This window comes from Streptomyces sp. SN-593 (genome assembly GCF_016756395.1).
GTDB classification, from domain to species: domain Bacteria; phylum Actinomycetota; class Actinomycetes; order Streptomycetales; family Streptomycetaceae; genus Actinacidiphila; species Actinacidiphila reveromycinica.
In genome coordinates this window covers 7,818,787-7,838,498 of sequence record NZ_AP018365.1, presented here as the reverse complement: position 1 = coordinate 7,838,498, position 19,712 = coordinate 7,818,787, and the positions used below count along the sequence as shown (strand labels likewise).

Genomic DNA, 19,712 nt, shown 5'->3' with positions numbered 1-19,712 from the left:
CCCGTCGCGCCCGCGCGTCGGGCCTGCGCGCGAAGGTCCGCGCGGGCGCCGCGGAGACCGGCGAAGCCCGCCTCGTCGTGGCTGCGCGCGCAGGTCCGCGCGCTTCGCGGAGGGGCCCGCCGGGGGCGCGCCCACGCGGGGACGGGCCGTGGGCGGGGGTGGCGGCTGGCATATGCCGGAAGCACCACCGGATCGGGTATCGCGGAAACCCTTACGGGCCATCGCTCGCTGTGCAACAGTCGTTACCGGTCCATCTGTCCCACCGTCCGCCACGGCCGTCACAGCGGCTGCCCGCAGACATCCCTCGGAGTGCGTCATGCCGTCCCCCGCGCACGCGGATTCCCCCGCAGCACAGCCGCCCGGTCCCGGGGCCGTGGATGCCCTGATCAGTCAGGCGCGCCAGTTGCGCAGTCGGGTCGACGAAGTGCTCGGAGAGAGTGTGTCGGCCGCCGAGGACCCCCGGCTGCGGTGGCAGCGGGCGCTGTGCGACCTCGCCGTGCACCAGCTCGACGACCTGGGCACGCACCTCGGCCAGCTACGGGAGGGCTTCGACCTCGACGTGCCGGTGGAGGTGCTGTCGCGGGCGCCGGAAGGGAAGGCGGACCCGCGGTTCGCCGGGTCCGCGCTGCCCGACGCGACCGCGGTCGGCGCGCTCGGCCGGGCCGGCAGCGCCGAGTGGGACCTGCTCACCGACGCCGCGCAGTGGTCCGACGAGCTGTACCGCATCTTCGGCCGCTCCCCGCAGGACGGACCGCTGACCCTGGACGAGTTGCCTTCCTGGCTCTTCTCCGAGGACCAGCAGTTGCTCACCGAGATGGTGACCGGCTGCCTGGTCGACGGGCGGCCGATCGACGGCGAGTTCCGGATCGTGCGTGCCGACCGCTCGGTCCGCACCGTGCACATGGTCGGAGAACCGGTCTTCGACGCCGACGGCGGCACCATCTCGATGTGGGCCGTGATCCGCGACGTCAGCGACCTGCGCCGCAGCCAGCGCGTGCTGCGGGAGACCCGTGACTCCCTGGAGCGGCAGCGGCAGATCGCCCAGACCGAGCGCCGCCTCGCGGTGGAGCTCCAGGAGGCCGTGCTCCCGCCGTGGCGCGGCGGGCTGCGCTTCCCCCAGCAGGGCGGCAGCACCTCGATGGACCTGGCCGCGCGCTACCTCCCGGCGGCGGCCAGCGGTCTGATCGGCGGCGACTGGTACGACGCGATGCAACTGCCGGACGGCGCCTCCTTGCTGTCGGTCGGCGACCTCACCGGACACGGCGTGGCCGCCACTTCGGGCATGGCGATGCTGCTCGGCGCGCTGCGCGGGATGGCCGTCGCGGGGCTGGCGCCCGGCGCTCTGATGTCCTCGCTCAACGAACTGCTCGACGCCTCCGCCCAACCCGCCCTCGGCAGCGCCCTGTGCTGCCGTTACGAACCCGCCGGGCGGGTCCTGCACTGGGCGCAGGCCGGGCACCCCGCCCCGCTGCTGTTCCGCAACGGGACGGGGCGCGCGCTCGATCCGCCGGAAGGCGTACTGCTCGGCGCCACCTCCGGCGCCCAGTACGCCCAGGCGAGCGAGCGGCTGGCCCCCGGCGACCTGCTGCTGCTCCACACCGACGGCCTGGTGCCGCGGCGTGCCCCGCACCCCGCGTCCAGCGGCGGCAGCGCCGAACGCCTGCTGGCCATGGCGCCGTTGCTCGACGGTGCCCGGTCCGCGCAGGACTGCCTGCGCATGGTGGCCGAGGAGTTCGACGTCCCCGAGCGGGCGGACGACGCGTGCGTGCTGATCGCCAGGATCGCCTGAGGCGGCTTCCCTGCACCCGGGCCGCCCGTCACCGGGACGGTTCCCCGATGTCCGCGGTGTCGGCGTCGGTTCCGGCGACGGACCGGTGTCCGGTGCGACGTGTCGGCGTCGTCACACCGTACGGGTCCGCGGGACCTTCCCCCTCGGCGGCGTGGGCTCCTTCGCTCCCTTCGTCTCCTTGGACGGTTTCTGCGGGGGCAGGGCCGTCTCGATCTCCCTGCGCAGGTCCTGGATGTCGCCGATGCCGGCGTACCGGGCGGTGAGCCGGTACATCTGGCGCAGCCGGTCCCAGGTGCGGTGCGAGGAGGTCTGCCCGATGGTCGCCAGCGCGATCCGGGCGTAGCGGTCGGCCTGTTCGGGGTCGTTGGCGATGAAGCACGCCGACGCGAGCGAGAGGTAGTCGAAGATCGTCGACCGCTCGTGACCGCCGCCGCGCAGGTCCAGCGCCCGCCTGGCGTGCACCTGGGCGTGGACGGCGGCCGACGGGTCGTGCTCGGCCAGCGTGCGGTAGGCGAGCGCCTGCATGCCGTGCAGGTCGGCCTCGTCGAAGTGCTGCATCCAGGTCGGGGGCGGCACGTCGCCCCGGTCGGAGGCGAAGAGCTCCTCGGCCTCGCCCAGGGTGCGGCGCATCTCCTGGCCGCGTCCCATGGACGCCTGCGCCCACGCCTCGATGGTGCGCAGCATCGCCTGGGTGCGCGGCAGGTTCTGCTCGCCGGAGCCCGAGGTGGCGAGCCGCATCAGGTCGATGGCGTCGTCGGGCCGCTCCAGGTGCACCATCTGGCGGGCCGCCCGGGACAGCGCCTCGCCGGCCCGCGGCCGGTCGCCGCCCTCGCGGGCCGCGTGCGCGGCGATCACGAAGTACTTCTGGGCGGTCGGCTCCAGGCCGACGTCGTGCGACATCCAGCCGGCGAGCACCGCGAGGTTGGCGGCGACGCCCCACAGGCGGCGTTGCAGGTGCGGAGGGTGTCGGTAGGAGAGCATCCCGCCGACCTCGTTGAGCTGGCCGACCACCGCCTTGCGCTGGAGGCCGCCGCCGCGTGAGGCGTCCCACGCGCGGAACACCTCGACCGAGTGCTCCAGCGACTCGATCTCCTGGGAGCCGACCGGGACCGCCTCGTAGAGGTCGCGGGCGGCGGGGTCCACGGTCAGCGGGTCGTCGAGGAGGGGTCCGTCGGCCGCGAGGGCCGGGTCGGTGTGCAGCCAGTCGTACATGGCCGTGCTGAGTACGGTGCCGGCGGTGAGCGCGGCGCTCGCGCCCACCAGTCCGCGTCGGTTGAGCATGAGGTCCATTCCCGTGAATTCGGTGAGGACCGCGGCGGTTCGCTCCGGCGGCCACGGCAGGCCGTCCCCGGTCTGTCTCTTCCCCCCCTGCCGGCGCCGGTCGAACCCGAGGTCCTCGATGGTCACGACACGACCGAGGCGCTCGGTGAACAACGCGGCCAGCACCCGCGGCACGGGTTCGCGCGGTGACTCGCCGGTTTCGATCCAGCGGCGCACCCGCGAGGTGTCGGTCGACAGCTGCGGATGGCCCGTGGCCGCCGCATGCCGGTTGACCAGCCGTGCGAGTTCGCCCTTGGACCATCCGGTGAGACCGAACAGGTCCGCGAGTCGGGTGTTGGCTTCGTTGCCCACGTCAAGCCCCCAGGTTCCTCGGCACGTTGACACTAATCCCGGTGACATTGGCCCCGCGACTATTCGCCAGGGTTCGCCAGGGTCCGCCAGATGGTCTGCCACCCGCGCCAGGGTGTCAGGTAGGAACGCGCCACCCCGCCCCGGTTCCGCATTCCCCAGGGTGCGGCACCAGGGCGGGGCGGCGCCCCTGGAACTCGTTGGCACGCGAAGGGATCTGCTTCCACTCATGTATTCGGCATCGTCCTCCGTGTCCGCCCCGCCCCGGCTCGCGCACCCGTCGGTCGGCGAGCCGGTGCTGCGCCCGCGCCCGGCCGCCTTGCGGCGGACCGTGGCCGGCGGGCCCCATCCGCTCAGCGGGAGAATCGACCTGACCGGCCCCCAGGGGGCCCAGCTGCGCACCGCGGTCGCCGCCGTGCAGCGGATCTGTCCGGAGTTCGCGCCCGTGCAACTGCTGCGGCGCGGGGGCCGCACCGCGCTGCTGATCGGCACCTCCGGCCGGGCGCCGGCCGTCGCGAAGTGTCTGCTGGACCACTCCCCCGCCTGGGCGGAACGTTTCCGCCACGAGATAGCGGCCTACCGCACGTTCGTCCGCCAGCGCCCGCCGGTGCGGGTGCCGCGGCTGATCGCCGCCGACCCGGAAAGCTGCGTCCTGGTGATCGAGCGGGTGCCCGGCCGCGTGGTCGCCCCCCAGCGGCATCCCGTGCAGGCGCCGTCCCGCACGGACGTGCGCGCGGCCCTGTCGGCGTACGCGCGGATCAACGCGTGGCGGCCGGCCAACGGGTCGTTCGACGCGCCCATCGACTACCCGGCGCGGATCGGGCGCTACCACGAGCTGGGCCTGCTCACCGACCGGGACCTGGGCGACCTGCAGAAGCTGCTGCGCGGACTGGCGCACACGCAGGGCCAGTTCTGCCACGGCGACGCCCTCCTGTCGAACGTGCTGCTGTCGCCGGCCGGCCCCTCGCTCGTCGACTGGGAGCACTCGGGCTGGTACCTGCCGGGCTACGACCTGGCCGTGCTGTGGTCGGTGCTCGGCGACGACCCCGCGGCGCGGCGGCAGATCAGCCAGCAGGCCCAGGCGCAGGGCGCGGAGGCACGGGACGGCTTCCTGGTGAACCTGATGCTGGTGCTCACCCGCGAGATCCGCACCTACGAGACCGCCGTGCAGCGGACCATGCGGGCGACCGGGCCGGTCGCGCCGGGCGCCGCGGAGGCGGGCGAGGAGCAGCGGCTGCTGCTGCGCCGGCTCCACGACGACTGCGGGATGGCGCGGCGCGCGGTGCGGGCGGCGGTCGGCACGCAGTGACCCGGCCGTCGGCGCCCGCGGGGGCGGGCCCGGGAAAAATGTCGACAGGGCGGCGCCGTCCGGCACAGCGGGTTCACAGGTGTACGCCACTGGCGGTCGGCAGGTCGGCGGCCACGCGGCCCGGAAAGCCCGCCGTACGGGGGTCGGCGGGCGCCGGACGCGCCGTATACGGGTGGTTGACGGGGCGTCGGGGCGGCCGGTAGCTGTGGGGCACCGATCATCCGGACCCCCACTCGGAGGAGGCACTCGTGCCGCGTTCCGCTCCCCCGCCCGCACCCGGAAGACCCGCCCCGCTCGGTCGACACGCCCGCAGCGCGGTGGCGGTCGCCGCGGCGGCGCTCCTGCTGCCGCTGTTCGGCACGGGCACCGCGGCCCACGCCGCCGCGACGGGCTCGCTCCAGCAGACGTTCACCGACGCCGCCGGGAAGTACGGCGTACCGCGCAGCGTGCTGCTGGGCGTGTCGTACCTGGAGTCCCGGTGGGACGGCCACCAGGGCATGCCGAGCGTCACCGGCGGCTACGGGCCGATGCACCTGACCGACGCGCGGACCGCGCTCACCGACTTCCCGGTGGGGCCGGTCGGGGACGGCGGCGACGACGGGCGCGGCGACGACTCGCGCCCGCTGATCACGCCCGAGGAGGCGGCCGCACCGGCCACCGCGTCCTTCCCGGCGAACCTGACGACGGTGGACCGCGCGGCGTCCCTGACCGGTCTGGCCGCTGCGGACCTGCGCGCCGAGCCGGCGGCGAACGTGGCGGGCGGAGCGGCCCTGCTGGCCGCCGCGCAGCGCGCGTTGGGCGAGCCGCTGAGCGCCGACCCGGCCGACTGGTACGCCGCCGTGGCGCGCTACTCCGGCGCGGACGACCGGGACACGGCGGACTCGTTCGCCGACGACGTGTTCGACGTGATCCGCCAGGGCCAGGCGCGCACCACCGACAGCGGCCAGCGGGTGGTGCTCGCCGCGGTGCCCGGCCTGGCACCGGCGTCCGGGCAGGCGGCGAGGGTCGGCCTGCGCGCGGACGACGACGCGAACACCGAGTGCCCGCCGGGCCTGGGCTGCGAGTGGGTGCCGGCGCCCTACCAGGAGACCGGGGACGGCGACTACGGCAACTACGACCTCGCCGACCGGCCGGACGACGAGAAGATCGACACGATCGTCATCCACGACACCGAGGGTTCGTGGGACACGTCGCTGAAGCTGGTCCAGGACCCGACGTACCTGGCGTGGCACTACACGGTGCGCTCCTCCGACGGGCACGTCGCGCAGCATGTACGGACCGAGGACGTCGGCTGGCACGCGGGCAACTGGTACACCAACGCCAAGTCCGTCGGGGTCGAGCACGAGGGTTTCCTCACCGATCCGGACGCCTGGTACACCGAGGCGATGTACCGCTCCTCCGCGCGGCTGGTGCGGTACCTGGCGCAGAAGTACGACGTGCCGCTGAACCGGCAGCACATCCTCGGCCACGACAACGTGCCCGGCCCGACCGGCGCCTACGTGCCGGGTATGCACACCGACCCGGGGCCGTACTGGGACTGGGGCCACTACATGGCGCTGCTGGGCGCGCCGGTGGTGCCGACGGCGGGGGCGTGGGGCGGTGAGGTGACGATCGACCCGGACTACGCGACGAACCAGCCGGTCTACACCGGTTGCACCACGGCGGGGGCGACCTGCCCGGCGCACGGCTCCGACGCGGTGCGGCTGTACACCGCGCCGAGCGAGGACGCCCCGCTGGTGCAGGACGCGGGCCTGCACGGCGCGGGCGGCGCCAGCACCACCGACGTCAACGACGTGGGCGCGCGGGCGTCCACCGGCCAGCAGTACGCGGTCGCGGGGCGGCAGGGCGACTGGACGGCGATCTGGTACCTCGGCCAGAAGGCGTGGTTCCGCAACCCGAAGGCGAACCCGACGGCGGTGGACGCGACCGGTCTGGTGGTGACCCCGAAGAAGGGCCTGGCGAGCATCCCCGTCTACGGCCGCGCCTACCCCGAGGCGAGCGCGTACCCGGCCGGCGTGCCGGTCCAGGCGCTCACCCCGATGCCCTACACCGTCCCCGCCGGCCAGCGGTACGTCGTCGGCGGCGCGGTGCACGGCGAGTACTACTACTCCGTGACGTTCGACCCGGCCGGCCACCAGGTGGTGCGCGGCAAGAACGTGTACTACGAGATCCAGCTCGGGCACCGCGTGGAGTACGTCCTCGCGTCGGACGTGACGCTGCTGCCGTCGGCCCTGTCGTAGTCCGGCCGGGCGGGCCGTCCTCAGGGGGCGGCCCGCGGGCACGGGTGAGGGGCGCCGTCCGGGACGGCGCCCCTCACCCATGTCACCGGTGGGCGCGGTCCCCGCGCCCCGGGCGGCTCACTCGGCCTGGAACATGTCCGCGGGCAGCGGCTTGAGCAACTGGTAGAGGTCCTCGCTGATCGGCCGGTCCCAGGTGGCGATGGTGACCTGGACGCCGTCGCTGCGGTCGAACTGGGCGCAGGCGACCCGGGACTCGGAGATCTTGATCCGGCGGACGATCAGCGGCCCGTCGCCCAGCATCACGGGGATCTGCTCGACGTCGACCACCTCGGCCGGCTCGTCGTTGCCCAGGGCGGCCAGCAGTTGCGCCACCTCGAAGGGCACCTGGCCCTCCTCCAGCTCACGGGCGGGCGAGCCCTCGGGGAGGTTCCCGATCAGCATCGCGGGGCCGCGGCCGCCGAAGAGGTCGTACCGCAGGTAGATGCCCTGGCAGCTACCGTCGGTGCCGGGCAGCAGGCCGGCGCCCAGGTCGCCGGGCCAGTCCCCCGGGTCCATCGCGAGGACGTCGAAGTCCGGCCCGGTGGGCGTGGCTGCGCTACGGCGGCGGAGGAAGGACATGCCGCCATCGTACGTGGTGGCGGGGTCTTGACGGGAGCCCGTTTCACGTCTCGCGCGGGGCGGTGGCGCGCACGCCGGGCGATCCGGCGCCGGGCGGACGCCGCGGCGCCGGCACCCGGGCCAGCTCGGCCCGGGCAGACCCGGCCAGGCCGTCGGCGCCGCAGCCGAGCGCGCCCTCCAGCCCGCGCCGCAGGGCGTCGGCGGCCGGACCCGGCTGCCCGGCCGCGCGCAGGGCGGCGCCCTGGGCGACCCGGGCCGCCGCGAGCTGGTGGGCGGCCGGTGACGCCTCCAGGTGGGTGACGGCCTCGGCGAGCAGGGCGAGGCCGCGCGGCCCGCCGATCACCTCGGCGGCGACCCGCAGCGCACCGCCGACGGCGGAGGGCGCGCCGAACTGCCGGGCCCGTTCCACCGCGTCGAGCGCGGTGCGGGCGGCGTGCTCGGGCGCGTCGGGCGCCTCGGCCAGGGCGAGGTGGAGCTGCCAGGGGCACCAGCCGGGGTTGCGCATGCCGCGCGGGTCGAGCCGGCGTCCGACGGCGGCCAGTTCCGCGGCGGCCTCCTCGCGCCGCCCCAGGGCGAGCAGCACCTCGCCGTGCACGGCCTGCGCGTCGGGGAAGGTCACGGCGGCGGGGAAGGGCGCGGCGAAGGCGTAGTCGGCGGCGAGCGCGGCGGCCTCCTCGGCCCGGCCGCGGGCGACCAGTATCCCGGCGAGCACAGCGACGGCGTACCACTGCACGGGGGTGCCGCGGCCGACCCGCTCGGCCAGCCGCAGCCCGTCGCGGGCCAGTTCCTCCGCCTCGGCGAGCCGCCCGCAGCGGTAGCGGACGTAGCCGAGCAGGACGTACCCGAAGGACAGGTGCGCGCCGCGCCAGCCGTGGCGTTCGAAGTCGGCGATGCCCTCGGCGAACAGTTCCTCGGCGCGGTCGGGCCGGTCGGCGTAGACGTAGGTCATCGCCACGAGCACGGGGACCTCGAAGCCGCGGCCCTCGTCGGCCCAGGGCAGGCCGCCGCGCAGCGCGCGGGCGGCGTGGCGCAGGACGGTGTCGGTGGGTTCGGCGCGCAGGGTGGCGTCCCAGGCGCGCAGCCCGATGATGTACCGCTCGGTGAGGTCGCGGCCGGTGAGGCGGTCGGCGAGCCGGGCCAGCCGGCGGGAGCGCCCGGGCGAGTCGGGTTCGTCGGACCGGAACGCGTCCCACATGAACTGCTCGGCCTGCATCCGCAGCCGGGTGCGCGGCGCGGTGGCGGTGCGGGCGGCCTTGCCGACGACCTCGGCGGCCTCGCTGAGCCGGTCGCTGTGCGCGAGGGACTGGGAGAGCAGGAAGAGGATGCCGTCGCGCAGTTCGGGGTCCCCGATCGGCTCTTCGAGGGCGGCGCGCAGGTGGTTGGCGGTGGTGGTGGGCTCCAGGAGCTGTGTGGCGCAGCCGAGTTCGTACAGGACGGCGGCCCGCTCGCCGGGCGGCGGGGGCTCGCGCAGCGCCCGGGCCAGGCAGTCGCGGGCCGCCTCGGGGGCGCCGGCCCGCAGGATCTCCCGGGCGGCGGAGCGCAACTGGTGCACCACCCACGGGTCCTCCTCCGGATGGGTCTCCAGCAGGTGGCGGGCGGCCGCGGTGGCGCCGAGCCCGGCGTCGACGACCGCCCAGGCGGCCTTGCCGTGCAGGGCGACGCGCACCGCGTCGGGTATCGCCCGGTAGACGGCGGTGGCGATCAGCGGGTGGACGAACTCCAGGGTGCGGCTGCCGGTCAGGACGCGGGCGGCCCGCAACCGGTCCGCGCAGTCGGCGGCCTCCTGGCTGCCGAGTCCGGCGACGGCGGCGGCCAGCGCGGGCTGGATCTCGGTGCCGAGCACGGCGGCGGCCCAGGCCAGCCGGACCGTGGAGGGGCCGAGGCGTTCCAGTCCGGCGATGAGGCCGCTGCCCTTGCTGGCGGCGGCCAGGTCGCGCAGCAGGTGGACGCTGCCGTTGTCGGGGCGCAGCCCGCGGTCGTGCACCTTGACGGCCAACTCGACCGCCTCGAAGGGGTTTCCGGCGGTGACCGCCCAGCACTCCCGGCAGAAGTCGTCGTCGGCGTGGTCGCCGACCCGGTCGCGCACCAGCCGGCCGATCGCGTCGGCGGTCAGCGGTTCCAGGCCGAGCGGGCGGTGGCCCGCGCGGCCGGGCAGGCCGCGGAACGCCTCGGCGGAGGACGGCAGTTCGTCCGGCCGGTAGGCCACGACGACCAGCAGCGCGAGGTCGTCGGTGCGCGGCGCGAAGGCCGCGAGCCAGTTCAGGGACTGCGGGTCGGCCCAGTGGGCGTCGTCGAGCACCAGCACCACCGGGGCGTGCTGGACCGCGACGTGCGTGAGCATCCAGTCCAGGCCGTCCCGCAGTCCCTGCGGGTCGGGGGCGGCGCCGCTGGCCGTGCACAGCCCGAGCGCCGGGCCGACGATGCCGTACCAACTGCCCAGCGCGGCACGCAGCTCCGCCTCGGTCGAGCCGGCGAGCAGAGGTTGCAGGAGCTGCCGGGCGACGTGGAAGGCGACCTGCTGCTCCTGGTCGCCGCCGCGCGCGGACAGCACGGTGCAGCCGCGGTCCGCGGCGCGGGAGCGCACCTCGGCGAGCAGGGTGGTCTTGCCGAGCCCGGCGGAGGCGGCGAACGCCAGCAGCCCGCCCCGCCGCCGGCCGGGGGTCGCGGCCGGCTCCCGCACGGCCCCGGGCTCCAAGCCGGTGACGGCGGTCAACGCCTCATCCACGGCGGCCAGTTCGGCGTCACGTTCGAACAGCGCGCGGGCGCCGCCGACCGTCCCTCCCAGCATCCTTGCTCCCCTTGCCGACCGGCGGGGCGCGCGCGGGGCGCACTCGTTCCGGTGGGACCACAGCGTACGCCGTCGGATGCGCGCGGTAAGGGCGTACGACGGTGAACGTCCGCGGCCGGGCGGTGCCGGTGCGCCCCTGGCAGGAGGCGCACCGGCGGGGTGGAGCCCGGCGGTTCCGAGGAAGGCGGGCACCTCCCGGTCGGCCCGCCGCGACCTTCCCACGGCTGTCACGCTCACCACCACAGCGCTGGGGCCCCACTCCCCGCCAAAGCTCCCATGCGCCCCGCGTGCGCCCCCATCACCATGCGTCACGGAAGGGGAGGCGCGGGCGGGGCGGCGGTCCCGGTGGGACGCCCCGGAACGACGGGGCTCCTCCTCGGCCGGGCGGGGCCCGGCGGGCGCCCCGTGCCACCGCGGCGGGCACGGTTCTGCGCCGCAGTGCGCGGACGCCCCCGCACGCGTCCGCGCCGCGGCCGGCCGCACCTCCCGCCGCCCGGACCCGGACCGACCCAGCACGGGCATGGCCGATCCGGGCGCGGGTGGGGACCGGACGGGCCGATCCGGGCCCGGGTCGCGCCGGGACGGCGCCGACCCACCCGGTCGGCACCGCGGTCACGGCCCGGGCCCGCCCCGGACTGCCGGACCGCCGGACTGCCGGACTGCCGGACTACCGGGCTGCCGGAGCCCCGCCCACGACCGGCCGGGTCCGGGGTCATTTGGGGGTGTCGGTGGGCTGGTCGCGGTGGCGGGCGTGGTGGCGGGCGACCCGGGCGCGGTTGCCGCAGGAGGGCTTGCACCACTCCTGGCGGGCGTGCGCCTGGACGAAGTAGCGCACGCAGCGCGGCGCCGGGCAGGCCCGCAGCCGGGGCCGGTCCGGGCCGGCGAGGAAGGCCATGCCCGCCCGGGCGAGCGCCGCGGCGAGCAGGTCGGCGGGGGCGTGCCGCCCTGCCACCGCGTAGCCGGCGGCGGGTGCGGCGCCGGGCGGCCAGGCGAGCCGATGGGTGACCGGCACCCGCGCGGCGGCCGCGTTCAGCCGGTCCAGGGCCGCGGCAGCATCCGGCAGCCGCCCGGCGTCGGCCTTGCTGGGCGCGCCGGGCAGCACCGCGCGGGCGAACAGCGCCCGCAGCGCGGTCCGTACGCCGACGGCGGCCGCGAGCATCGCGGGGCCGGTGGCGGTGCCGTGTGGACCGTCGCCTGCGGGGGCGGCGCCGGTCGTGACCGGGTCGGCGTCCGGGCCGTGCCGCCCGGCGGACCCGGTGGACTCGGCAGACCTGGTGGACTCAGCGGACCCGTCCGACGCGGCAGACCCGTCCGGCAGGTCCGGTCCGCCCGGTCCCTCCGGCGGGGACGGCAGGTCCGCCGCCGCGAAGCCGTACTCCGCCAGTTCCCGCGCGTGCAGCCGCACCCACGCGGCCAGCCCGGCGGGGTCGGCGAGGTCGTCCGCGACTCCGCCGTGCCCGTCGTGGCGGACGGTGACCGCGAGGGCGATGGCGAGATGATCAACCGGCATGGGCTAATGGTATCGTCGCCGTACACCATTAACGCAGAGGGGGTATCCGTGTCCGACCTGCGCGAGGTACTGCGCGAGATCGAGGTGTTCGAGGGGGAGCTGCCGGACTTCGACGTCTCGGAACTGCCCGCGGACCCGCACGAGTTGTTCACCGAGTGGCTGCTGAACGCCATCCGGAGGGGGGTGCGCGAGCCGCACGCGATGACCGTGTCCACCACGGGACTCGACGGGTCCCCGTCGGCGCGTGTGCTGATCTGCAAGGACATCACCGCCGACGGCTGGCAGTTCGCCGCCGACCGCGACAGCCGCAAGGGCCGCGAGCTGTCCGCCCGCCCCGCCGCGTCGCTCACCTTCTACTGGTCGCCGCTCGCCCGCCAGGTGCGGGTGCGCGGCACGGTCCGGCCCGGCACTCCCGACGAGTCGGCCGCGGACTTCCTCGCCCGCTCCCCCGGCGCGCGCGCCGAGGCGCTGCTCGGCCGGCAGAGCGCCCCGCTGGCCGACCTCGCGGTGCGCGACGCCGACGTGCGCGAGGCCGCCGGGCGGATCGCCGCGCGGCCCGGGCTGGTCGCCCCCGGCTGGACGCTGTACACCCTGCGCGCCGAGCAGGTCGAGTTCTGGCAGGGCGACAAGGAGCGCCGGCACACCCGCGTCGAGTACCGCCGTACGGACGCCGGCTGGGAGCGGGGGCTGCTGTGGCCGTGACCGGGACCTCGCCCGCCGACCTCCGGGAGGCGCTCGCGGAGGGGCAGTCGCGGCTGCGCGCCTTCCTCCCGGACCTCACCGACGAGGCGCTCCGCGGGCCGAGCCCGCTGCCGGGCTGGAGCCGCGGCCATGTCCTCACGCACATCGAAGGGGTCGGCCTCGCGCTGGCCCGGCAGGCCCGCTACGCCCTGCGCGGCAAGCTGATCGACGTCTACGACGGGGGCCGGGCCGCCCGCGACGCCGCCATCGAGACGGGGCACCGGCGGCCGGTGCAGCAACTCGCGCCGGCCCTGGCCGACGCGCTGGACGAGGTGGAGGCGTCCTGGTCCGCGGTCGGGCCGGACGACTGGGACCGGCCGGTCCGCTACCGCGAGGGGACCCTGCGGGACGCCGGCCTGGCCTGGTGGCGGGAACTGGAGATCCACACGGCCGACGCGGACCTCGGCTACCGCACCCACGCGTGGTCGGTGCCCCTGTGCACCCACCTCATCGGCTTCCTCGCGCCCCGCGTGCCGGACGGGTACCGGGTGACGCTCACCGCCACCGACGCGGACTTCTCCTGGTCCCACGGATCGGGCTCGCCCCTGGCCGTCGAGGGGCACCTGACCGACCTCGCCGCCTGGCTCGCCGGCCGCCACCCCGAGCAGCCCCTGACCGCGGACCGCCTGCCCCCGTTGGGCAACTGGCCCTGACCGAAGCAGCGGAGGGCCCCCGCCCCACCCGGGGACGGGGACCCTCCGCGGCAGAGGCCGGTCAGGTCAGGTCGAACTCGCCGTCCCGCGCGCCCAGGACGAACGCCCGCCACTCGGCGGGGGTGAAGATCAGCGCCGGGCCGTCGGGATTGCGGCCGTCCCGCATCGCGATGTACCCCTCCACGAAAGCGATCTGCACGTCCCCGGTGCCCTGGCTGCTGGACAGCCACTCCGCCCCGGTCAGATCCACCTGCGGCTTCTTCCCGTTGGCCAACGGCTGTCCGACGGTGCTCTCGGCCACGTCCCGACTCCTCCCACATCGACGTCCGCCCCCAGCGTAACGGGGTCGGCCCGGCCCCGGGGAAGAAGGCGGAAGCCGCACGCCGGGCGGCCCGATGCGCTAAGGACACCCGGCGGACGCGGACGCGGACGCGGACGCGGACGCGGACGCGGACGCGGACGCGGACGCGGACGCGGACGCGGACGCGGACGCGGACGCGGACGCGGACGCGGACGCGGACGCGGACGCGGTCCGGCCCGCCCGGGGCCGCCGCACGCCCGCCTGGCCTGGTCCGCCCTCTGCGCACCCCCAACTTCCCTACCGTGCAGGCCGCTTCGAACCGCACCCGCTCGGCCGACCCGGCCGGTAGGGTCCGATCATGACCGCACATGATCACGGCCACCGCGCGGCCGCCGACCTCCGCGAGTCCCCGCTCGCGCCGGGTCTGGACCCCGCCCGTACCGCCCTCGTGCTCGTCGACCTGATGGACCGGGTCGTCGCGCTGCCGCTGGCCCCGCACCCGGGGCCGGACGTGGTGGCGGCGGCGGTGGGACTCGCGGCGGTCTTCCGCGCGGCGGGCGCGCCGGTGGTGGCGGTCCGGGCGCAGCGGTCGGGGGCCGCAGAACAGCCGCCCGGCAGCGGGTTGGTGCCGGAGGTCGCCGCGGCCGCGGACGCGCTGGTGGTCAAGCGGACCGTCGGGGCCTTCCAGTCGACCGAGTTGGACGCGCGGCTGCGGGAGCGCGGCATCGACACGCTGGTCCTGGCCGGCGTCGCCACGAACGTGGGTGTGGAGTCCACCGCCCGGGCCGCCGCCGACCTCGGCTACCGGCTGGTCTTCGCCCACGACGCGATGTCCGGGCTGACCGCGGCGGAGCACGACGCCTCGGTCGCGCTGGACTTCCCCCGGTTCGGCGACGTGGTCGCCTGGGGCGACGTGTACTTCGCCTGACCGCCCGGCCGCTCCCCGCCCCGCCCGGGCGACGGCTCGTCGTAAGGCCACGACCTTGTCTCTGTACCTACTGGTATGTACGATCGCGCCATGGACACCGCGGACCGCCTCGTCACCAGCACCCAGGAACTGCTCTGGGAGCGCGGCTACGTCGGCACCAGCCCCAAGGCCATCCAGGAGCGGGCCGGCGCCGGGCAGGGCAGCATGTACCACCACTTCAGGGGCAAGCCCGACCTCGCGGCCGCCGCGATGCGCCGCAGCGCGGCGGAGCTGCGGGCCCAGGCCGAGGGACAGCTCGCCGGGGGCGGCACGGCCGTGGCGAGCGTGGGCGCGTACCTGGTGCGCGAGCGCGAGCCACTGCGCGGCTGCCGGGTGGGCCGGTTGGCGATGGACCCGGAGGTGGTGGCCAGCGACGAGCTGCGCGCGCCGGTCCGCGACACCTTCGCGTGGCTGTGCGGGCGGCTGTCCGGCATCGTCGCCGACGGCGTCGCCACCGGCGAACTGCGCCCGGACCTCGACCCGCAGGACACCGGTGCCGCGCTCGCCGCGGTCGTCCAGGGCGGTTACGTGCTGGCCCGCGCGGCCGGCGACCGCGAGCCGTTCGACCGGGCGGTGCGCGGCGCGCTGGGCCTGCTCCGGGCCGCCGCGGCCGACCCTTCCTCCTGACCGCATCCGCCCGGCCCCGCCGCGTCGCCCCTTTCACCCGGCCCCGTCCGTCCGGCCCCGGGCCGCGGACTCGCCTGCCCCCTCTCCCCCGAGCCCGACCGTCCCCGACCGGCCCGAACCGCCCCCGTGCGTCCGCGCGTCCGCAGGCGCCCGGTCGGCTCGTACCGCACGAAGGAGCACCCGACCGTGCACGGCATGAACTACCGCATCGGCCTGCCCGCCGACTACGACATGGGCGTCATCAGGGAGCGGGTCGCGACCCGCGGCCATCTGCTCGACAGCGCACCGGGGTTGGGGCTGAAGGCGTACCTGGTCCGGGAGCGCGGGACCGACGGATCGCCGGTGAACGAGTACGCGCCCTTCTACCTGTGGAACACCGCGCGGGGCATGAACGGCTTCCTGTGGGGGCCCGGATTCCATTCCCTGGTCGCCGACTTCGGCCGCCCGGCGGTCCAGCACTGGTCCGGGCTCGCCTTCGAGCGGGGGCCGGCCGTGGCCGAACCGCCGTCGGCCGCCACGCGGACGGCCCGGCCGCTGGCCGCGGACGAACCGCTCGCGGAGGTCCTCGCGCGCGAACTGGAGGAACTGCGGGAGGTGGCGGCAGGTCCCGGCACGCACTCCGCCGCGCTGCTGGTCGACCCGCGGCACTGGGAGCTGCTGCGCTTCACGCTGTGGCGGGACCGCGCGCCGGAGGAGCCCGGGGCCGAGCGCTTCCAGGTGCTGCACCTGTCCCGGCCGGAGCTGGACGCCGTCGAGACGGGCAGGCAGTGGTGAGGCGGGCGGTGATCGCGCGGAAGGCGGGCCGCCGCCTGCGCACCGCACCCAGCGCGGCCGGGCCGCCGGCCGGGCGGGGTCAGGCGCCCCTCAGCTTCAACGACGGCTGTGGCAGGGCGAGTTCGGCGACGACGGCCGCGTGGTCCGACGGCCACACCCCGGCGGTCCGACGGTCGCCGGCGCGGCGGGCGGTGCGGACCCAGCCGCGGCTGTCCGGACCCGGCGGCCCGACGAGGATGTAGTCGATGCGGCTGGGGCGTGCCCCGAAGTTGACGGCGTACTCGGTGCTGATGTCCCAGGTGCCCTGCGGCAGCGCGGGGTCGGCGAACCGCCAGGCGTCGAGCAGCACCAGCCCGGGCACGGCGGGCGCGGTCTTGTAGCCGCAGATCAGCCGTACCTCGTCGAAGTCGGGCTCGGCGTTGAAGTCGCCCGTGACGACCGGCGGGAAGGGCCCGCGGGCGTGCTCGGCGACGAACGCCGCCAGCTCGCGGACCTGCGCGCAGCGCACCGCGGACTCGGCGATGCCGGAGTTGAGGTGGGTGGTGAAGAAGGGCAGCGGCCCGCCGGGCACGTCCAGGAGGGCGTGCAGCGCGGTCTTGCCGTCGTCCCGGTGGCCGGGCAGCGTGGGCAGCGGCCGCTCGGCCGTGGCCAGGACCGGGTACCGGCTCAGGACGGCCACGCCCAGGTGACGGGATGTCCACCCAGGTGATCATTCTGAACGGCGGATCGAGTGCGGGGAAGAGCAGCATCGCCCGTGCCCTCCAGGACGTGCTGCCGGGCCCGCCGTGGCTGGTGTTCGGCACCGACACGCTGGTCGAGGCGCTGCCGGCCCGTCTGCGCGGGCAGGACGCGGGCACCGGGAACGGCGGCGGCGAGCCCGGCGGCGGCGGCGAGCCCGGCGGCGGTGTCGGCGGCGGCATCGCGTTCGGGTCCGGCGGCCAGGTGGTGCCGGGCGCGGAGTTCCGCCGGCTCGACGACGCCTGGGCGCTCGGCATGGCCGCGACCGCCCGCGCGGGCGCGCACCTCGTCATCGACGAGGTCTTCCTCGGCGGCGCCGCCTCGCAGTCCCGCTGGCGCGAGGCGACCGCGGGGCTCGGGGTGCTGTGGGTGGGGGTGCGGTGCGACCCCGCGATCGCGGCCGCCCGGGAGGCCGCGCGCGGCGACCGCGCGCCCGGCATGGCGGCCCGCCAGGCGTCCTTGGTGCACGTCGGCGTCTCCTACGACCTGGAGGTGGATTCCGGCCGGGCCGACCCGCGCGGCTGCGCCCGGACGATCGCGGCGCACGTCGTCCCGTGACCGGCCGCCCCGCCGCGGCCCCGAGGGCGCCCGGCGGGGGCGCGGCCCGGCCCGCGGGCGTCACAGGCGTTCCGGACCGTCCTCGGAGTGGGTGGCGACCCGGCGGTAGAGGGCCTGGGCCTCGTCGGTGCGGCCGAGGTGTTCCAGGCAGCGGGCCTCGTCGTTGCGGCTGGTGAGGGTGTCGGGGTGGTCCGGGCCGAGCACGGCCTCGCGCGCCGTGGCGACCTCGCGGTAGACGCCCAGCGCGTCGCCCCAGCGACCCAGCCAGCCCAGGCAGACCGCGATCTCCCGCTTGCTGACGAGGGTGTCGGGGTGGTCGGCGCCCAGCACGCGCTGCCGGACGGCGGCCACGTCGCGCGCCTCGGCGAGCGCGCGGTCCCACTGGCCGAGCCGGCCGAGGTTGACGCCGAGCGCCTGCCGGGCGCGCAGCGTCTCCTCGTCGCCGGAGCCGGCGGTCCGGGTGAGGGCGGCGACCAGATCCTCGTAGAGCTGGAGCGCGTCGGAGGCGCGGCCGAGCCGGGTCAGGCAGATGCCCGTCTCGTAGCGGACGGCGAGGGTGGCGGGGTGCTCGGCGCCCAGCACCCGGGTGCGGACCGCGCCGACCTCCCGGTAGACCTCCAGCGCCTCGGCCCAGCGCCCGGCGCGGCCGAGCGTGAAGCCGACCTCGAAGCGGGTGCCCAGCGTCTCGGGGTGCTCGGCGCCCAGCACCCGGGACCGGGCGTCGGCGACCTCGACGGCGGTGGTGTACGCCTCCTGCGTGCGGCCCAGCTCGGCCAGGTTGTAGGCGAGGTTGTGCTTGCAGCGCAGCGTGTCGGGGTGCTCCGGGCCGACGGTCCGCTCGCGCGCGTCGAGCACGGCGGAGAACTCCCGGTGCGCCTCCAGGTGCCGGCCGAGCGCGCCGAGCGCGTAGGCCGCCTCGTGGCGGGCGGCGAGCGTGTCGGGGTCGTCGGGCCCGAGCACCCGGCGCCGCACCTCGGCGACGTACGCGTACAGGCGCAGCGCCTCCTCGGCGCGGCCGAGCCGGGTCAGGCAGTAGGCCGCTTCGTGCCGGCTGGACAGGGTGTCCGGGTGCTCGGTGCCCTGCGCGCGGTCGCGGGCGGTGGCGACGGCGGTGTGCAGTTCGTACGACTGCTGCCAGTTGCCGATCCGGCCCAGGTCGTCGGCCTCGGCCTGGCGGGCGGCGAGTTCGGCGAGCGTGGCGGGGTCGGCGGACGCGGTGACGGTCCGGGTGGACCACGCGCCGGTCAGTTCGTGCCGGGCGTCGGCGGCCACCGGACGGGCCCGGGTGGAGCGGGCCTGCGGCCCGGTGGTCAGCGTCCGCGCCCAGTCGGGCACGGCTCCGCCGGTCCGCACGGACGCCCGCTCCGCCGCGCTCATCGCCTTGAGCCGGCCGGCGACGTCGGCGGCGTCCTGCGGGCGGTCCTCGGGGTCCTTGGCGAGCAGGTCGAGGATCAGCCGCTCGAGGTCGACCGGCAGCTCCGGGCGCTCGGCACGCGGCGGGGGCGGGGCGCTGTCGCGGTGCCCGACGAGGATCGACCAGGCGTCGCCGAGGTCGAACGGCGGGTGCCCGGTGGCCAGTTCGTACAGCACGCAGCCCAGCGAGTACAGGTCGCTGCGCTGGTCCACGGCGGAGTTCCCGATCTGCTCGGGCGACATGTAGTGCGGGGTGCCCATGGCCACGCCGGTGCCGGTCAGGCGGGAGGTGAACCCGATGTCGTGGCCGAGCCGGGCGATGCCGAAGTCGCAGATCTTCACCGCGCCGTCGGTCAGCCGCATGATGTTGGCCGGTTTCAGGTCCCGGTGCACCACCCCCTGGGCGTGGGTGTACGCCAGGGCGGCGGCCACCTGTTCGGCGATGTCGGTGATGTCGGGGACGGGCAGCGGGTGCCGGCGCGCGTCGTCGAGGATCTGGAGCAGGTTGCGGCCGTCGAGCAGTTCCATCACCAGGAAGAGCAGGCCGTCGTGCTCGCCGAAGTCGTGCACCACGGTGATGCCGCGGTGCTGGAGCGCCGCGGCCACCCGTGCCTCGCGCCGGAACCGCTCCTGGAGGACCCGGGTGAACCCCGCGTCGCCGGAGTGGCCCATGGGCTTGAGGCACTTGACCGCGACCCGGCGGCCCAGCGACTCGTCGAGCGCGCGCCACACCTCGCCCATGCCGCCGCGGCCGATGAGTTCGTGCAGCCGGTAGCGGCCCTGGATCAACTTGGTGTCCTCGCGGCCGCCGTCCGGCTCCGCCGCGCCCTCGCCGACCGTGCCCGTCCCCGCCCCTCTCGCCGTGCTCCGGCCGGTCCCGGCGGCCGTGCCGGTGGCCGTGCCGCTCCCCGCCCCGGCGGGCGGTGCCGCGCCCCCGGGTCCGTACTGGCCGTTCTGGTGTCCAGCCTCCATCAGCGCCGTGCCCCCGTGACTGTCGGTGCTCGTCGGTGCTTCCCCGCACCCAGTATGGCCGGGAGGGGCGACAAAGGGGGACAGC

Annotated in this window: 16 protein-coding genes; 9 read left to right on the top strand and 7 right to left on the bottom strand. The window is 76.2% G+C overall.

Going from position 1 to position 19,712, the window contains the following annotated elements:
• Nucleotides 1-316: 316 nt before the first annotated feature.
• Complete coding sequence (locus tag RVR_RS33355; RefSeq protein WP_202237646.1) at nt 317-1,789, top strand: PP2C family protein-serine/threonine phosphatase; 1,473 nt, start codon at nt 317-319, stop codon at nt 1,787-1,789.
• A gap of 111 nt (nt 1,790-1,900) precedes the next feature.
• On the opposite strand, the gene RVR_RS33350 is transcribed toward RVR_RS33355, so the two are convergent.
• A complete protein-coding gene (locus tag RVR_RS33350) occupies nt 1,901-3,421 on the bottom strand; it encodes a DNA-binding protein NsdB (protein ID WP_202237645.1) in 1,521 nt (506 codons plus the stop codon).
• A 226-nt stretch (nt 3,422-3,647) separates the two neighbouring features.
• On the opposite strand from RVR_RS33350, the gene RVR_RS33345 reads away from it, so the two are divergent.
• Nucleotides 3,648-4,727 carry an aminoglycoside phosphotransferase family protein gene (locus RVR_RS33345; protein WP_202237644.1) on the top strand — a complete coding sequence of 360 codons (1,080 nt, stop codon included), beginning with the start codon at nt 3,648-3,650 and terminating at the stop codon, nt 4,725-4,727.
• Nucleotides 4,728-4,975: 248 nt separating this feature from the next.
• Nucleotides 4,976-6,967 carry an N-acetylmuramoyl-L-alanine amidase gene (locus RVR_RS33340; protein ID WP_430393199.1) on the top strand — a complete coding sequence of 664 codons (1,992 nt, stop codon included), beginning with the start codon at nt 4,976-4,978 and terminating at the stop codon, nt 6,965-6,967.
• A gap of 117 nt (nt 6,968-7,084) precedes the next feature.
• Here the strand turns inward: RVR_RS33340 and RVR_RS33335 are convergent, their stop codons facing one another.
• The 3 genes from RVR_RS33335 to RVR_RS33325 form a co-directional block, all read right to left on the bottom strand.
• A complete protein-coding gene (locus RVR_RS33335) occupies nt 7,085-7,585 on the bottom strand; it encodes a hypothetical protein (protein WP_202237643.1) in 501 nt (166 codons plus the stop codon).
• Nucleotides 7,586-7,628: 43 nt separating this feature from the next.
• Complete coding sequence (locus RVR_RS33330; RefSeq protein ID WP_202237642.1) at nt 7,629-10,373, bottom strand: ATP-binding protein; 2,745 nt, start codon at nt 10,371-10,373, stop codon at nt 7,629-7,631.
• Nucleotides 10,374-11,085: 712 nt separating this feature from the next.
• The gene (locus tag RVR_RS33325; protein WP_202237641.1) at nt 11,086-11,883 is read right to left on the bottom strand and encodes a CGNR zinc finger domain-containing protein; all 798 of its coding nucleotides are present in this window, start codon (nt 11,881-11,883) and stop codon (nt 11,086-11,088) included.
• 48 nt (nt 11,884-11,931) lie between these two features.
• On the opposite strand from RVR_RS33325, the gene RVR_RS33320 reads away from it, so the two are divergent.
• Together RVR_RS33320 and RVR_RS33315 are read left to right on the top strand one after the other, a co-directional pair.
• Entirely contained in the window at nt 11,932-12,585 is a 654-nt protein-coding gene (locus RVR_RS33320; protein WP_237405119.1) for a pyridoxine/pyridoxamine 5'-phosphate oxidase, read from the top strand.
• Nucleotides 12,582-13,277 (top strand): maleylpyruvate isomerase family mycothiol-dependent enzyme, encoded by a 696-nt coding sequence (locus RVR_RS33315; RefSeq protein ID WP_237405118.1) that lies wholly within the window; start codon nt 12,582-12,584, stop codon nt 13,275-13,277. The genes RVR_RS33320 and RVR_RS33315 overlap by 4 nt, the downstream gene beginning before the upstream one ends.
• Nucleotides 13,278-13,338: 61 nt before the next feature.
• On the opposite strand, the gene RVR_RS33310 is transcribed toward RVR_RS33315, so the two are convergent.
• Complete coding sequence (locus tag RVR_RS33310) at nt 13,339-13,578, bottom strand: DUF397 domain-containing protein (RefSeq protein ID WP_202237638.1); 240 nt, start codon at nt 13,576-13,578, stop codon at nt 13,339-13,341.
• A gap of 358 nt (nt 13,579-13,936) precedes the next feature.
• On the opposite strand from RVR_RS33310, the gene RVR_RS33305 reads away from it, so the two are divergent.
• The 3 genes from RVR_RS33305 (at nt 13,937) to RVR_RS33295 (ending at nt 15,946) form a co-directional block, all read left to right on the top strand.
• Nucleotides 13,937-14,506: an isochorismatase family protein gene (locus RVR_RS33305; RefSeq protein ID WP_202237637.1), complete on the top strand. Its 570-nt coding sequence runs from the start codon at nt 13,937-13,939 to the stop codon at nt 14,504-14,506.
• 90 nt (nt 14,507-14,596) lie between these two features.
• Nucleotides 14,597-15,172, top strand: coding sequence for a TetR/AcrR family transcriptional regulator (locus RVR_RS33300; RefSeq protein WP_202237636.1), 576 nt, complete (start codon nt 14,597-14,599; stop codon nt 15,170-15,172).
• Between the two features lie 186 nt (nt 15,173-15,358).
• Entirely contained in the window at nt 15,359-15,946 is a 588-nt protein-coding gene (locus RVR_RS33295) for a DUF4865 family protein (protein WP_202237635.1), read from the top strand.
• 79 nt (nt 15,947-16,025) lie between these two features.
• Here the strand turns inward: RVR_RS33295 and RVR_RS33290 are convergent, their stop codons facing one another.
• Nucleotides 16,026-16,625: an endonuclease/exonuclease/phosphatase family protein gene (locus RVR_RS33290; protein WP_237405117.1), complete on the bottom strand. Its 600-nt coding sequence runs from the start codon at nt 16,623-16,625 to the stop codon at nt 16,026-16,028.
• Between the two features lie 14 nt (nt 16,626-16,639).
• On the opposite strand from RVR_RS33290, the gene RVR_RS33285 reads away from it, so the two are divergent.
• A complete protein-coding gene (locus RVR_RS33285; RefSeq protein WP_202237634.1) occupies nt 16,640-17,242 on the top strand; it encodes a chloramphenicol phosphotransferase CPT family protein in 603 nt (200 codons plus the stop codon).
• Nucleotides 17,243-17,302: 60 nt separating this feature from the next.
• Here the strand turns inward: RVR_RS33285 and RVR_RS33280 are convergent, their stop codons facing one another.
• Nucleotides 17,303-19,627, bottom strand: coding sequence for a serine/threonine-protein kinase (locus tag RVR_RS33280; protein ID WP_237405116.1), 2,325 nt, complete (start codon nt 19,625-19,627; stop codon nt 17,303-17,305).
• Between the last annotated feature and the right edge of the window lie 85 nt (nt 19,628-19,712).